Annotated in this window: 16 protein-coding genes; all 16 read left to right on the top strand. The window is 68.8% G+C overall.

The genetic code is table 11. The annotated features are described in order from the left end of the window. Positions 1-42: 42 nt before the first annotated feature. The 16 genes from prfA (at position 43) to AC0VX6_RS05250 (ending at position 14,600) form a co-directional block, all read left to right on the top strand. Positions 43-1,113: a peptide chain release factor 1 gene (gene prfA, locus AC0VX6_RS05175; protein ID WP_475467516.1), complete on the top strand. Its 1,071-nt coding sequence runs from the start codon at positions 43-45 to the stop codon at positions 1,111-1,113. Next, positions 1,110-1,973 carry a peptide chain release factor N(5)-glutamine methyltransferase gene (gene prmC, locus AC0VX6_RS05180; protein ID WP_212641312.1) on the top strand — a complete coding sequence of 288 codons (864 nt, stop codon included), beginning with the start codon at positions 1,110-1,112 and terminating at the stop codon, positions 1,971-1,973. Before prfA ends, prmC begins: the two co-directional genes overlap by 4 nt. Positions 1,974-2,542: 569 nt before the next feature. Beyond that, positions 2,543-3,850: an RNA-guided endonuclease IscB gene (gene iscB, locus AC0VX6_RS05185; protein WP_475467517.1), complete on the top strand. Its 1,308-nt coding sequence runs from the start codon at positions 2,543-2,545 to the stop codon at positions 3,848-3,850. Between the two features lie 29 nt (positions 3,851-3,879). After that, a complete protein-coding gene (locus AC0VX6_RS05190) occupies positions 3,880-4,668 on the top strand; it encodes an L-threonylcarbamoyladenylate synthase (protein ID WP_475467518.1) in 789 nt (262 codons plus the stop codon). 12 nt (positions 4,669-4,680) lie between these two features. Continuing rightward, a complete protein-coding gene (locus AC0VX6_RS05195; RefSeq protein WP_274976432.1) occupies positions 4,681-5,844 on the top strand; it encodes an MraY family glycosyltransferase in 1,164 nt (387 codons plus the stop codon). Between the two features lie 224 nt (positions 5,845-6,068). Continuing rightward, positions 6,069-6,494, top strand: a complete 426-nt coding sequence (locus AC0VX6_RS05200) for a Cg1360 family ATP-synthase-associated protein (RefSeq protein WP_274976433.1) — start codon at positions 6,069-6,071, stop codon at positions 6,492-6,494. Positions 6,495-6,599: 105 nt separating this feature from the next. Further along, positions 6,600-6,830 (top strand): AtpZ/AtpI family protein, encoded by a 231-nt coding sequence (locus tag AC0VX6_RS05205; protein ID WP_019608761.1) that lies wholly within the window; start codon positions 6,600-6,602, stop codon positions 6,828-6,830. 105 nt (positions 6,831-6,935) lie between these two features. Then, positions 6,936-7,766: a F0F1 ATP synthase subunit A gene (atpB, locus tag AC0VX6_RS05210; RefSeq protein WP_047868486.1), complete on the top strand. Its 831-nt coding sequence runs from the start codon at positions 6,936-6,938 to the stop codon at positions 7,764-7,766. A gap of 124 nt (positions 7,767-7,890) precedes the next feature. After that, positions 7,891-8,121: an ATP synthase F0 subunit C gene (gene atpE, locus AC0VX6_RS05215; protein WP_013151386.1), complete on the top strand. Its 231-nt coding sequence runs from the start codon at positions 7,891-7,893 to the stop codon at positions 8,119-8,121. Between the two features lie 55 nt (positions 8,122-8,176). After that, positions 8,177-8,719 (top strand): F0F1 ATP synthase subunit B, encoded by a 543-nt coding sequence (locus AC0VX6_RS05220; protein ID WP_200904054.1) that lies wholly within the window; start codon positions 8,177-8,179, stop codon positions 8,717-8,719. Beyond that, a complete protein-coding gene (locus AC0VX6_RS05225) occupies positions 8,719-9,543 on the top strand; it encodes a F0F1 ATP synthase subunit delta (RefSeq protein WP_248773723.1) in 825 nt (274 codons plus the stop codon). Before AC0VX6_RS05220 ends, AC0VX6_RS05225 begins: the two co-directional genes overlap by 1 nt. Positions 9,544-9,608: 65 nt before the next feature. Then, positions 9,609-11,249 carry a F0F1 ATP synthase subunit alpha gene (gene atpA, locus AC0VX6_RS05230; protein WP_274976435.1) on the top strand — a complete coding sequence of 547 codons (1,641 nt, stop codon included), beginning with the start codon at positions 9,609-9,611 and terminating at the stop codon, positions 11,247-11,249. Between the two features lie 3 nt (positions 11,250-11,252). Further along, positions 11,253-12,173 (top strand): F0F1 ATP synthase subunit gamma, encoded by a 921-nt coding sequence (locus tag AC0VX6_RS05235; RefSeq protein ID WP_274976436.1) that lies wholly within the window; start codon positions 11,253-11,255, stop codon positions 12,171-12,173. Positions 12,174-12,178: 5 nt separating this feature from the next. Beyond that, on the top strand, positions 12,179-13,621 hold the full coding sequence (atpD, locus tag AC0VX6_RS05240) for a F0F1 ATP synthase subunit beta (RefSeq protein WP_026338248.1): 1,443 nt from the start codon (positions 12,179-12,181) through the stop codon (positions 13,619-13,621). Between the two features lie 79 nt (positions 13,622-13,700). Beyond that, positions 13,701-14,090, top strand: a complete 390-nt coding sequence (locus tag AC0VX6_RS05245; RefSeq protein ID WP_212641305.1) for a F0F1 ATP synthase subunit epsilon — start codon at positions 13,701-13,703, stop codon at positions 14,088-14,090. Positions 14,091-14,117: 27 nt separating this feature from the next. Then, complete coding sequence (locus AC0VX6_RS05250) at positions 14,118-14,600, top strand: DUF2550 domain-containing protein (RefSeq protein ID WP_475467520.1); 483 nt, start codon at positions 14,118-14,120, stop codon at positions 14,598-14,600. Positions 14,601-14,635: the final 35 nt, after the last annotated feature.

Consider the following 14,635-nt stretch of genomic DNA (forward strand, 5'->3'; position numbering starts at 1 on the left):
CGGACAGGCGAGGCAGGCACAACACGACGGGGGCGGGCGAACGTGAAGCTGGACGACCTACTGGGGGAGTACTACGAGCTGGAACAGCAGCTCGCCGACCCCGAGGTGCACGCAGACCAGGCCAGGGCGCGCACGCTGGGCAAACGCTACGCGCAGCTCACCCCCATCATCGAGACCTACCGTGCGCTCAAGGAGGTCGAGAGCGACATCGACGCCGCGCGCGAGCTCGCCGCCGAGGACTCCTCCTTCGCCGAGGAGGCCGAGCGCCTGACCGAGGAGGCCGAGCGCCTCACCGAGCGCCTGCGCGTCCTGCTCATCCCCCGCGACCCCGCCGACGACAAGAACCTCATCATGGAGGTCAAGGCGGGCGAGGGCGGTGAGGAGTCCGCCCTCTTCGCCGGCGACCTGGTGCGCATGTACCTGCGCTACGCCGAGCGCCAGGGCTGGAAGACCGAGGTCATCGACTCCACCCACTCCGACCTCGGCGGGTACAAGGACATCACGATCGCCTTCAAGAACAAGGGCACCCCCGAGCCCGGTTCGGGCGTGTGGCCGATGCTCAAGTTCGAGGGCGGCGTGCACCGCGTGCAGCGCGTCCCCGTCACCGAGTCCCAGGGCCGCATCCACACCTCCGCCGCCGGTGTGCTGGTGGTTCCCGAGGCCGAGGACATCGAGGTCGAGATCCACGAGAAGGACCTTCGCGTGGACGTCTACCGCTCCTCCGGGCCCGGCGGCCAGAGCGTCAACACCACCGACTCCGCCGTGCGCATCACCCACCTGCCGACCGGCATCGTCGCCTCGTGCCAGAACGAGAAGAGCCAGCTCCAGAACAAGGAGCAGGCCATGCGCATCCTGCGCGCCCGCATCTACGCAGAGGCCCAGGCCAGCGCGGACGCCGAGGCCGCCGCCGAGCGCAAGAGCCAGGTCCGTACGGTGGACCGGTCCGAGCGCGTGCGCACCTACAATTTCCCCGAGAACCGCATCTCCGACCACCGGGTCGGCTACAAGGCCTACAACCTCGACCAGGTCCTCGACGGGGAACTCGGCGGGGTCGTCAAGGCCCTGGTGGACGCGGACACCAAGGAAAGGCTCGAAGCGGCTCAGTCGTCATGAACGTCCTGCTCGACGAGGTCGCCCGCGCGACGCGCAGACTCGCGGAGGCGGGCGTGGCCTCACCTCGCGCCGACGCCGAGGAACTCGCGGCGTTCGTGCACGGTGTCCGTCGAGGGGAGCTGCACACGGTCGCCGACTCCGACTTCGACGCCCGCTACTGGGAGTGCGTCTCCCGGCGCGAGGCCCGCGAACCCCTCCAGCACATCACCGGCCGCGCCTACTTCCGCTACCTCGAACTCCGCGTCGGACCCGGGGTCTTCGTGCCCCGCCCCGAGACCGAGATCATGGTGGACTGGGCCATCCAGACCCTGCGCGCCATGGACGTCGCCGACCCCTTGGTGGTCGACCTCGGCACCGGCTCGGGAGCCATCGCCATCTCCATCGCGCAGGAGGTGCCGCGCTCGCGCGTGCACACGGTGGAGGTCGACCCCGACGCCCTGGCCTGGGCCCGGCGCAACATCGACGCCAGCGGCCACGCCGACCGGGTCACCTCCCACCACGGCGACATGCGCACCGCCCTTCCCCAGCTCAACGGGCGCGTGGACCTGCTCATCAGCAACCCCCCCTACGTCCCCACCCGCGAGGCCGGAGCCATCCCGCCCGAGGTGCGCGACTACGACCCCGCCCCCGCGCTGTGGTCCGGTGAGGACGGCCTGGACATGATCCGCGCGCTGGAGGCGGTCGGCCGCAGGCTGCTGCGCCCCGGCGGCGCGATGGCCGTGGAGCACCACGACGGCCAGGGCATCGACATCCCCTGGCTCTTCCCCGAGGACAGGGGCTGGCGCGACGTCCTCAACCGCAAGGACCTGGCCCGGCGCGACCGCTTCGTGGTCATGCGCCGCGCCGACGGGGACGGCTGATCGCGTTGTCCGGTTCGCTTCGCCCACGCGCTCTGGCGCCCGAAGGGCGGGAACGGGTCGCGGGAAACACAGCGGCGTCTCCCGTGCCCGGCTCCTTCGTCGCTGGCGGCACGTCCGACTCCTCCAGAACCCCGCCGGCGCCCGAGCGTCACTGGCGCCCCCCCGTATCCCGGTCCGACCGTGAACCCGGTGGACTCCGTCAAAGAGTGAGGTAACGGGATCCCGGCCTTAAGGCCGAGTTGCCAGCCCACGTGGTTGACAGCCGCCGTTACCAGACCCAGCCATCATCCATGGAGGAGGTGACTTTGATGGCTACGTTCCGTGTAGGACAGAAGACCCACCAGGCCGTGCTTCCTCAGCGGCCTGCTCTGGAATCCGCGTCAGCAGACACTCCCCGGATCGGGAACGAAACGGGGCGCGGACACCACACACGTGTGGTAACCGGCACGGAACATGGTCGAGGGGAGACCGCCAGCGGTTCACCTGCCGTGGGCGGCGTCACCCCCGTGCCCTCCGGGGCAGGGGAGCCGGGCCGTGAGGCCCACACCGTTCAACAAGTCCATTCGTCCGTGTTCGTCCTGGACAAACACGGCACCCCGTTGCAACCCTGTTCGCCCGCGCGGGCTCGCATGCTCTTGGCGAAGGGGCGCGCCGTCGTCGCACACCACACCCCTTTCGTAATCCGTTTGAAGGACCGTGTTGCCGCCGATTCGGAGATCGATGGGGTCGAACTGGGCGTCGACCCTGGCAGCAAGCACACCGGTATCGCCGTGTTCACCCAGGAAACCGGAGAACGGCGGGGCCGGTACTCGATCCAGCTCGACCATCGGGGTGCCCAGGTCCGTAGGAAGGTGCAGCAGCGCGCCGCGTACCGACGTGGACGTCGTACACGGAACCTGCGTTACCGGTCCCCCCGGTTCGCCAACCGCGTTCGCCCGAAGGGATGGTTGCCCCCGTCACTTCGGCACCGTGTGGATACCACCATCTCCTGGGTGAATCGTCTGGCCCGGTGGTCACCCGTCAGGGGCGTGTATGTGGAGAGGGTGGCGTTCGACACCCACGTCCTCTCCATTGGTCGGACGCTGGAGGGAGTCGAATACCAATACGGCACTCTGTGCGGATTCGAGGTACGCGAGTACCTGCTTGCCAAGTTCAGCCGAACCTGTGTCTACTGCGGCGTGACCGGGGTGCCGGTCAACGTCGACCACGTCCACCCCCGCTCCAGGGGAGGCACGGACCGTGTCTCCAATCTGGTCCTGGCATGTGTGCCCTGCAATCAGGCCAAGGGCGACCGGCCGGTGGAGGAGTTCGTGAACAGCCCGAAGATCCTGGCCCGAATCAGGTCCCGGACCAAGGCGCCGCTGCGAGACGCCGCCGCTGTACAGTCGATCCGGTGGGTGCTGTGGCGCCTTCTTGATGAGCGCCTACCCACCCGCGTCGCGACGGGCGGGCGTACCAAGTGGAACCGTATGCGTAATCACCTACCAAAGACCCACACGTTGGACGCGCTCTCCGTCGGCAAGGTAGCCACCATCACCGAGGCGGTCAGTACCGCCTTGACTGTGAGCTGCTCGGGACGCGGGTCGTATGCCAGGACGACCCCGGACCGGTACGGGTTTCCCCAGTTGCGGCGGGATCGGGCCAAACGCCACTACGGCTTCACCACTGGGGACCTGGTGCACGCCGTTGTCCCTGCCGGAAAGAGGCGGGGCACCCACACCGGCCGAGTCCTGGTCCGCGCCAAGGGTAACTTCGACATCATGACCGCGAACGGCCGTCAGCCGGGCATCAATCACAGGTACGTCCGCCTGCTCCAACGTGCGGATGGCTACGCCTACACCTTCAGGAAGGAGACGGGCGTTCCCTCCCCGGCCTGAAGGCCAGAGCTTCCACGCCCGACGATCATATGAGCCGCATCTACGACTGCGCGGACGAGACCGCCCGCAAGGACGGCATCGCCGACGCCGCGTCCGCGGTACGCCGAGGCGACCTTGTGGTGCTGCCCACGGACACCGTGTACGGCATCGGCACCGACGCCTTCAGCCCGACCGCGGTGGCCAGGCTGCTCGCCACCAAGGGCCGGGGCCGCGAGATGCCCCCGCCAGTGCTGGTCGGCTCGATGCGCGCCGCCAACGCCCTCGTCGACGACCTGGGCAACCACGGCCGCGACCTCATGGAGGAGTTCTGGCCCGGCCCGCTCACCCTGGTCTGCACCGCCACCCCCAGCCTGTCCTGGGACCTGGGCGACACCAAGGGCACCGTGGGCGTGCGCATGCCGATGGACCCGGTCGCCCTGGACCTGCTCAAGGAGGTCGGGCCGATGGCGGTGAGCAGCGCCAACAAGTCCGGCCAGCCCTCCGCGACCCGCGTGGAGGAGGCCGTCGAGCAGCTCGGTGACGAGGACGTCGCCGTCTACCTGGACGGCGGCGAGACCGAGTCCCGCGTCTCCTCCACCATCGTCGACCTGACCTACGCCGTCCCGCGCGTGCTGCGCGCGGGCGCCATCTCCATCGAACAGCTGCGCGCGGTGTGCGGCACCGTGATCGGCGAGCTGCGCAAGGGGCCGCGCAAGCCCGCGCGGCCGGAGGGCGCCGAGGCCGAGGACGCGGGGGAGGCCCCGGCTCCGGAGCCGCAGGCCCCGCGCGAGGAGGGCCGGGGCGCTCCCGGGACCGCCCCCGACGGCGACAAGAACTAGAGGGGCCAGGACGTGCGTGAGTACGCGCTCACCTTCGTCATCGCCGCCGCGGTGACCTACCTGCTCGTTCCGCTGGTGCGCCGGTTCGCCATCGCCTTCGGCGCCACGCCGCCGGTGCGCGACCGCGACGTGCACACCGAGCCCATCCCGCGACTGGGCGGGCTGGCCATCTACGGGGGGTTCGCCGCCGCCCTGCTGATCTCGGCCCAGCTGCCCCACCTCCAGGACGTCTTCCTCGCCGACACCTGGATGGGCCTGCTGCTCGCGGGCGGGCTCATCACCATCGTCGGCGTCATCGACGACCGCTGGGGCATGGACGCGCTGAGCAAGCTCGCCGGGCAGACCGCCGCCGCGGGCATCCTGGTCTGGCAGGGGGTGCAGCTGCTGTGGCTGCCGCTGCCCGGCACCCAGCTCTCCCTCGGGCCGTGGCTGGGCGCGATGATCTCGATCCTGCTGATCGTGGTGACCATCAACGCGGTCAACTTCGCCGACGGCCTCGACGGCCTGGCGGCGGGCATCGTCGCCATCTCCTCCCTGGCCTTCTTCGCCTACTACTACGTCGTCGCGGTGGAGCAGGGTTTCGTGCGCCAGTCCTATCCGGCGATGATCGCGATCATCCTCGCGGGCACGTGCGCCGGTTTCCTCTGCCACAACTTCCACCCGGCCAAGGTGTTCATGGGCGACACCGGGGCCATGCTGCTGGGCCTGCTGCTGACCTCGATCACCATCACGGTGACCGGGCAGTTCGACGCCAACACCGCGCGCGAGGGGTTCAACTCCGGGCTGGTGGTGTTCCTGCCGATCGCGCTGCCGCTGCTGGTGATCGCCCTTCCGCTGGCCGACCTGGTGCTGGCCGTCGTGCGCAGGACCCTGGCGGGCAAGTCCCCGTTCGCGCCGGACCGGGGCCACCTGCACCACCGCCTGCTGGACATGGGCCACAGCCACGTGCGCGCGGTCCTGCTGATGTACCTGTGGGCGGGGATCGTCGCCTTCGCCGCCGTCGCCCTGTCGGTGTTCGACTCCTGGGTCATCGTGCTGGCGGTGACCGCGCTGGTGGCCATGTGTGCGGTTGGCCTCATCGCCCTGCCCCGCCTGCGACGGCGCGGACGGCTGTTCCCGCGGCGCAAGGAAAGCGTCAAGACGGCCCCAGGTCACGATTCGCCAACTGATGGCTGACCGGGTCCTCGCGTGCCTTACTTTGGGGACGAAAGAAGGCGCTTCTGACCTGCGGATACGGTGGTCGGACAGGTGTGGCGAAGGCGACACGGGCGCGGAAGACCGCCTGGATCGGGCACTTCGTGGACCGTTAAGGTCGCGTTAAGGAACCCCCGGATTCAGCACCAAAAACCTTGTGATAGCTTTCACGAGCAGGCAACCACGACCCCAGACGGAGCTTCGCCATGCAGGAAAACGACGCCTGGAGGGCCTTCCGCGGTGCCGCGCTTCCGGGTGTGGCGTGCGCCCTTCTGGCCTTGGCGGTATCGGCGCTTCTCGCCGGCACGCCGGGCCTGGCCGGCTCCGCGCTGGCCTCGGTGGTCGTTCTCGGCTGCTTCGGTCTGGGACAGGCGGGCGTCATCCTCGTCACCCGCCGGAACAAGGACCTCTTCCTCGCGGCGAACCTCGTGGGCTTCGTCCTCAAGATGGCGGTGCTCGGCGTTGTCCTGGTCACCCTGGGCAACAGCTCGTTCGTGGCCAGCCTGAACAGCTCGGCCTTCGTGTACAGCGCGTTGGCCGTCGTCCTGGCCTGGCTGGGCGGCCAGACCTGGACGATCTCCAGGACGAAGACGCTCCACGTGGACCCGGTCGAGAGCGCGGAGAACGGGTGATGGAGTCCCCCGGCCGTGCCCCTCGAAGCGGGCGTAATACGATGCTCCCCGACGGCTGGGACTCAGAGTCCCCGTCCGAGCTCACATGCTATATTCCGGAGCGAGATGAGCAGCGAACCGACCAGGAAGACAGACGCGCACGAGGATTCGGTGCCGCGTCAGTCCGACGGGTGGGCCCTCTTCTCCACTCTGCTCTCGGGCGTGCTCGTCTGGAGCGCGATCGGCTGGGCCGCGGACGAGCTGTTGGGTTTCCAGGCACTGTTCCTGCCCATCGGGGCGGTTCTGGGAATGGCGGGCGCGATCTACCTGATCGTCGCCAAGTCCCGTCGCTCCTGAGTCCCCCAACCAGTCCGGCGTCGCGGTTCGCGCGACAACGCTCCGCAACAACCATCAACGAGGCTTTCTTGCGTCACGACGAAAGGATTCGCCGTGAGTGCTGACGTGCGCATTCTCGCGGCCGAACCGAATTGCCACTTGTTCGGTGACAACGGGTGCGGTTTCACGCCGCCCACTATCGGGATGTTCTTCCCCGAACCGTGGTACACCAACGTTCCCGGCAGCGCGGGTATCGACCTCTACCTGGTCCTGCTGCTCGTCGCGGTCGGTGCCGTCCTGCTTCTGTGGTCGTGGTTCAGCCGCAAGCTGAGCCTCGTCCCCGGGCGCAGGCAGAGCGTCGGAGAGATGCTGGTCCTCTTCGTGCGCGACCAGATCACCCGTCCCACGATGGGCGCCAAGGGCGACCGTTTCCTGCCGTTCATGACGGCGGTGTTCACGCTCATCCTGGCCATGAACTTCACCGGCCTGATCCCCGGTATGTTGCCGGTCAACAGCAACCTGGCCTTCACGGCCATGCTGGCGGCGGTCATCTACGTCATGACCATCGTGATCGGCGTCCGCAACCAGGGCGGCTGGGGCTACTTCCGCAACCAGATCTTCCCCCCGGGGATGCCCAAGGTGATCTACATCCTGGTCACCCCCATCGAAATCCTCTCGGTGTTCCTCATCCGGCCGGTGACGCACGCCCTCCGTCTCTTCGCGACCATGTTCGCGGGCAGCCTGCTGCTCGCCGTGTTCGCCTACGGCGGCTGGTACATGCTGAACCTGACGGCCGGACCGGTCCTGAGTACGGTTTCGGTGCTCTTCTCCGGTGCCGCTCTGCTCGGCTACCTGGCCTTCTTCCTCTTCGAGATCCTGATCATGGCCGTCCAGGCGTTCATCTTCACGCTCCTGGCCAGCCTGTACATCAACCAGTCCCTCGAAGCGGCCCACTGATCCCCGCACACCCCCCGGTCCCCCCGGGCCGGGCAGGATTGCGGGAAGCCACAGATCCGTCCACACCGGCGAACTGACCCACTTGCGAAGCGCAACGCCGGACGTCGAGTAAAAGGAAACATCAATGGACATCGCTGCGATCACCGGCAACATCAACACCATCGGTTACGGCATCAGCGTCATCGGCGCCGGTATCGGTGTCGGTATCGTCTTCGGTCTCGGCATGCAGGCCATCGCCCGCCAGCCCGAGGCGCGCGGTCCGCTCCAGACCAACATCTACCTGGGCTTCGCCCTGATCGAGGCCCTGGCCATCCTGGGCTTCGTTCTCGCCTTCGCCGCCCCCACCGGTTCCTGACCCAGGTTCGCCGGCGGAATCTGATGGCAACTGACGCGAAGGAGGGCTGACCATGTTGGTGGAGTTGGCAGCCGATTACAACATTCTGCGGATCGACTGGGTGAAGTTCACCTTCGGTGCGATCGCGCTCGCCGTGGTCTACTTCTTTGTCGCCCGTAAGGCGGTGCCGAAGGTCATGGCGGTCCTCGACGAGCGTCACGACGCCATCGAGGGCGGCATCGAGCGCGCCAAGAAGGCCGAGGCCGAGGCCGAGGGGATCCGCCAGCAGTACCGGGAGAAGCTCGAGGAGGCGCACCGCGAGTACGCCCAGGAGCTGGAGAAGGCCAAGGAGCAGCGGGCCGCGATCGTCGCCGAGGCGCGCGAGGAGGCTCAGGCCGAGGCGCGTCGCATCGTCGAGGCGGCCCACGTCCAGATCGAGGCCGACCGCCAGCAGGCCCTGGTGCAGCTGCGCAACGAGGTCGGTGCGCTCTCCACCGAGCTGGCGAGCCGCATCGTCGGTGAGACCCTCAGCGACAGCGCCGCCCAGAACCGCGTCATCGACCGGTTCCTGGACGAGCTGGAACAGAGCAACAGCACGCAGCAGGCAGAGGTGCGCTGATGCGTGGTATCAGCCGCACGTCGCTGGCCGAGGTGACCCGGCGCCTGGACGAGAACGTCCTGGCGTCGGCGGGCACCCCGCAGAGCGGTGTCTCCCTGGGCAGCGAGCTCTTCGAGGTCGTCGCCCTGCTGGGAGGCGAGCACTCGCTGCGCCGCTGGCTCGCCGACCAGGCGAACCCGGCCGAGGCCAAGACCGGCCTCATCGGGCAGCTCCTGGAGACCAGGGTGTCGCCGTCCGCGGTCCTCGTGGCCGGCGACGTGGTCTCGGCCAGGTGGTCGGGCCCGCGCGACCTGATGGACGCTATGGAGCGGATGGCGGTCTACGCGACCGCCGCCCAGCTCCAGAGCGCCTCGGGGCTCGGCGAGCTGGAGGACGAGCTCTTCCGCTTCCAGCGGATCGTCATCGCCCAGCCCGAGCTCCGCGAGGCCCTCACCCGCGACGGGGCCGCCCCCGAGCTGCGCCTCTCCCTCGTGGAGAACCTGCTCTCGGGCAAGGTGCACCCCGCGACTCTGGTGCTGGTCGGCGAAGCGGTCGCCCGCCCCAGGGGCCGTACCCTGGAGCAGGCGCTGGACAACTACGGACAGCTCGTCGCCGAGCGCGCCAAGCGCTACGTCGCCGTCGTCCGCAGCGCCGTCGCCCTGAGCGAGCAACAGCAGTCCCGGCTCGGAGCCGCGCTCTCGCGCGCCTACGGCCGCGACATCCACCTCAACATCGAGGTCGCCCCCGAGATCGTGGGTGGCCTGTCCATCCAGGTGGGTGACGAGGTCATCGACGGGACCATCGCCGGGCGTATCGCCGAGGCCCAGCGCCGCCTCGCCGGCTGACAGAACGCAAGGCAAGCACGCACGGCGCCAGCCCGGCGCCATTTGAGAGCAAGGACAACGTAGAGATGGCGGAGCTGACGATCCGGCCGGACGAGATCCGGGACGCGCTACAGCGCTTCGTCCAGTCGTACGAGCCTGAAGCCACCCGCGCGGAAGAGGTCGGTACCGTCACCTACTCCGGTGACGGCATCGCCCGCGTCGGTGGCCTTCCCTCGGCGATGGCGAACGAGCTGCTCCAGTTCGAGGACGGCACCCTGGGCCTGGCCCAGAACCTCGAGATCGGTGAGATCGGTGTCGTCGTGCTGGGTGACTTCACCAGCATCGAGGAGGGCCAGAAGGTGCGCCGCACCGGCCAGCTCCTCTCGGTGCCGGTGGGTGACAACTTCCTCGGCCGCGTGGTGGACCCCCTGGGTGCCCCCATCGACGGCAAGGGCGAGATCGAGTCGACCGAGCGCCGCGAGCTGGAGCTCCAGGCTGCCTCCGTGATGGAGCGCAAGCCCGTCCACGAGCCGCTCCAGACCGGCATCAAGGCGATCGACTCGATGACCCCGATCGGCCGCGGCCAGCGCCAGCTGGTCATCGGCGACCGGCAGACCGGCAAGACCGCGGTCTGCATCGACGCGATCATCAACCAGAAGGCCAACTGGGAGTCGGGCGACCCCGACAAGCAGGTGCGCTGCATCTACGTCGCGATCGGCCAGAAGGGCTCGACCATCGCCGGTGTGCGTGGCGCCCTCGAAGAGGCCGGCGCGATGGAGTACACCACCATCGTCGCCGCCCCGGCGTCCGAGGCGGCCGGCTTCAAGTACCTGGCCCCCTACACCGGTTCGGCCCTGGGCCAGCACTGGATGTACGAGGGCAAGCACGTCCTCATCGTCTTCGACGACCTCACCAAGCAGGCCGAGGCCTACCGTGCGGTGTCGCTGCTGCTGCGCCGCCCGCCGGGCCGCGAGGCCTACCCCGGTGACGTCTTCTACCTGCACTCCCGGCTGCTGGAGCGCTGCGCCAAGCTCTCCGACGAGATGGGCAAGGGGTCGATGACCGCCCTGCCGATCATCGAGACCAAGGCGGGCGACGTCTCGGCGTACATCCCCACCAACGTCATCTCCATCACCGACGGCCAGGTCTTCCTGGAGTCCGACCTGTTCAACCAGGGCCAGCGCCCGGCGATCAACGTCGGTGTGTCGGTCTCCCGTGTCGGTGGCGCCGCGCAGACCAAGGCGATGAAGAAGGTCTCGGGCACCCTGCGGCTGGGCCTGGCCCAGTACCGCGAGCTGGAGGCGTTCTCCGCCTTCGGTTCGGACCTGGACGCCGTCTCCAAGCAGCAGCTGGAGCGCGGTGCCCGTCTGATGGAGCTCCTCAAGCAGGGCCAGTACTCGCCGTTCTCCATGGAGAAGCAGGTCGTCTCGATCTGGGCCGGCACCACCGGCCGCGTCGACGACGTCCCGGTCGAGGACGTGCGCCGCTTCGAGGAGGACTTCCTGGACCACCTGAGCCGCGAGCACTCGGGCATCCTCGACACCATCCGCGAGAGCGGCAAGTTCGAGGCCGAGACCGAGAAGTCCCTCGACTCGGCGCTGGAGAAGTTCAAGCAGGGCTTCCAGACCTCCGCCGGAACCCTCCTGGGCACCGAGGCCGAGGCCGAGGCGCTGGACGAGGAGAAGGTCGGCCAGGAGACCATCAAGGTCGCCAAGGGCGGGAAGTAACCCATGGGTGCACAGCTTCGCGTCTATCGCCGGAGGATCCGCTCGACGAAGTCGATGGCGAAGATCACCCGCGCGATGGAGCTCATCGCCACGACGCGCATCACCAAGGCGCAGCGTGCGGCGGAGGCTGCTGGGCCCTACGCGCGGGAGATCACCCGGGCGGTCTCGGCCCTGGCCAGCCGGGTGACCGATCACCCGCTGCTGACCGAGGCCGAGAACCCCACCCGCGCCGCCGTCCTGGTCATCACCAGCGACAAGGGCCTGGCGGGCGCCTTCTCGACCAACGTGCTCAAGGAGGCGGACTCCCTCACCCAGCTCCTGCGTGAGCAGGGCAAGGAGGTCCTCACCTACATGGTGGGCCGCAAGGGCGTGGGCTTCTACAAGTTCCGCGACCGCCCCCTGGAGGCGCAGTGGGAGGGCTTCACCGAGCGCCCCACCTACGCGCACGCCCAGGAGATCGGCTCCGCCCTCATGGAGAAGTTCTCCGCCGACTCCGCCGAGGGCGGCGTCGACGAGATCCACGTGGTCTCCACGGAGTTCGTCTCGATGCTGACCCAGCGCGCCGGGGCCGTCCGGGCCCTGCCGCTGGAGGTGGAGGAGGTCGACAGCTCCGAGCTGGAGGCCGCGCACGGGGGCGAGCCGCTGCCGCTGTACGAGTTCGAGCCCTCGGCGGAGGAGGTCCTGGACCAGCTGCTGCCGCAGTACGTCGTCAACAGGATCTACTTCTCGCTCCTGGAGTCGTCCGCCTCCCAGCAGGCCTCCCGCCGCGCCGCCATGAAGGCGGCCACGGACAACGCCGAGGAACTCGCCAAGAACCTGACCCGTCTGGCCAACCAGGCACGTCAGGCTGAGATCACCAATGAGCTCAGTGAGATTGTCGGCGGTGCCGACGCGCTCGCTGCTGCCAGCGCGGGAAGTGAGTAACAAAAGTGACTGCGACAGTTGAAGGGACGGCTGGGGCTGGCACCGCCACCGGCCGGATCTCCCGGGTCACCGGCCCGGTCGTCGACGTGGAGTTCCCCGTCGGCTCCCTGCCTGCCATCTACAACGCCCTGCACACCGACGTGACCATCGGCGGCAAGGCCAAGACCATCACGATGGAGGTCGCCCAGCACCTGGGTGACAACCTCGTGCGCACGGTCTCCCTGGCCCCCCAGGACGGCCTCGTCCGCGGCGCCGAGGTGCGCGACACCGGCGAGCCCATCAGCGTGCCCGTCGGTGACGTCGTCAAGGGCCACGTGTTCAACACCCTGGGCGAGTCCCTGGACGTGCCGACCGCGGAGCTGGGCGTCACCGAGCGCTGGCCGATCCACCGCAAGGCCCCGGCCTTCGACCAGCTCGAGTCCAAGACCGAGATGATGGTCACGGGCATCAAGGTCATCGACCTGCTCACCCCGTACGTGCGCGGTGGCAAGATCGGCCTGTTCGGCGGCGCCGGTGTGGGCAAGACCGTGCTCATCCAGGAGATGATCACGCGTATCGCCCGCAACTTCGGTGGTGTGTCCGTGTTCGCCGGTGTCGGCGAGCGCACCCGTGAGGGTACGGACCTCTTCCTGGAGATGGACGAGATGGAAGTCCTCCAGGACACCGCCCTCGTCTTCGGCCAGATGGACGAGCCCCCGGGCACCCGTCTGCGGGTGGCCCTGTCCGCTCTGACGATGGCGGAGTACTTCCGCGACGTCCAGAAGCAGGACGTGCTGCTGTTCATCGACAACATCTTCCGTTTCACCCAGGCGGGTTCGGAGGTCTCCACGCTGCTGGGCCGTATGCCCTCGGCCGTGGGCTACCAGCCCAACCTGGCGGACGAGATGGGCCAGCTCCAGGAGCGGATCACCTCGACCCGCGGCCACTCGATCACCTCGATGCAGGCGATCTACGTGCCCGCGGACGACTACACCGACCCGGCTCCGGCGACCACCTTCGCCCACCTGGACGCGACGACCGAGCTCTCCCGCCCGATTTCGCAGAAGGGCATCTACCCGGCGGTCGACCCGCTGACCTCCACCTCCCGCATCCTCGACCCGCAGTACGTGGGCGAGGAGCACTACCAGGTGGCCCAGCGCGTCAAGGAGATCCTCCAGCGCAACAACGACCTCCAGGACCAGATCGCCATCCTCGGTATGGACGAGCTGTCCGAGGAGGACAAGATCGTCGTCAACCGGGCCCGCCGGATCGAGCGCTTCCTGTCGCAGAACATGTTCGTGGCGGAGAAGTTCACCGGTACCCCGGGCGTGTTCGTCCCCCTGGAGGAGACCATCTCCTCCTTCAAGGGCCTGTGCGACGGTGAGTACGACCACCTGCCCGAGCAGGCGTTCCTCGACGTCGGCAACATCGACATGGCCGTCGAGAAGGCCAAGAAGCTGCAGGGTTAGTTCTCCGGCCGGGCCGGTCCCCGACAGCGGTCGGGGACCGGCCCGGCCGAATCACCCGCTAGCCGAGGAGTTTGTGGCAGTGTCGAAGAAGCTTTTCGTCGAGATCGTCTCGCCCGAACGTGAGATTTGGGCGGGCGAGGGCGACATGGTCATCGCGAAGACCGTCGAGGGTGAGATGGGCGTCCAGCCCGGGCACGTCCCGGTGCTGTCGCTGCTCGCCCACGACGCGGTCGTCCGCGTGCTGGGCGCGCGGGAGACCGGCGAGGTCCGGGCCGCCGCGCACGGCGGGTTCGTCTCGGTCTCGGGTGAGGGACGCGTCTCCATCCTCGCCGAGACCGCCGAGCTCGCCGAGGACATCGATGTGGACCGCGCGCGCACGGCGCTGAAGAGCGCGGCCGAGTCCGGCGACAACGTCGCCCTGGGCCGTGCCCGCAGCCGTCTGCGGGCCGCGGGCGAGGAAGTCGCCTAGCGTAGGACGGCGGGACGAGTGGTGGGCATGCAGAGGCTCCGGCCCGGAGCACCCTGGTGGGAGTCCGCGCTGTGGGTGTTCCTCGCCCTGCTCGTCGTCCTCCTGGCGCTGGTGCTCGCCGTCACCCTGCGCCGCTGGATCCTGGTACGGCGCGGCGGCGCGGTGGAGTGCTACCTGCGCGCCGTCGGGGCGCCGGGCCGCCGGGGCTCCTGGCGCATCGGCTTCGGCCGGTACGGCACGGAGAACCTGGGCTGGTTCCCGGTCTTCTCCCTCAGGCCGCGGCCGACAGCGAGGCTGTCGCGCCGCGGTCTCGTCGTCGTCGGGCGGCGCGCCCCCGCCGGGGGCGAGGACCTGCCCGCCGACCTCACCGTGCTCCAGGTGGGCTGGCTGCTCGCCGACGGCTCCGACCCCCGCGAGGCGGCCTACGAGATCGCCATGGGCGAGGGCGCCCAGACCGGCTTCCTGTCGTGGCTGGAGTCGATGCCCCCCGGAACGCACTGGGAGAGCTGAGATTCCGCGTGGGTGGTTCCCCCGCGCGCCCCAGT

It is taken from the genome of Nocardiopsis sp. iso_25 (assembly GCF_056173305.1).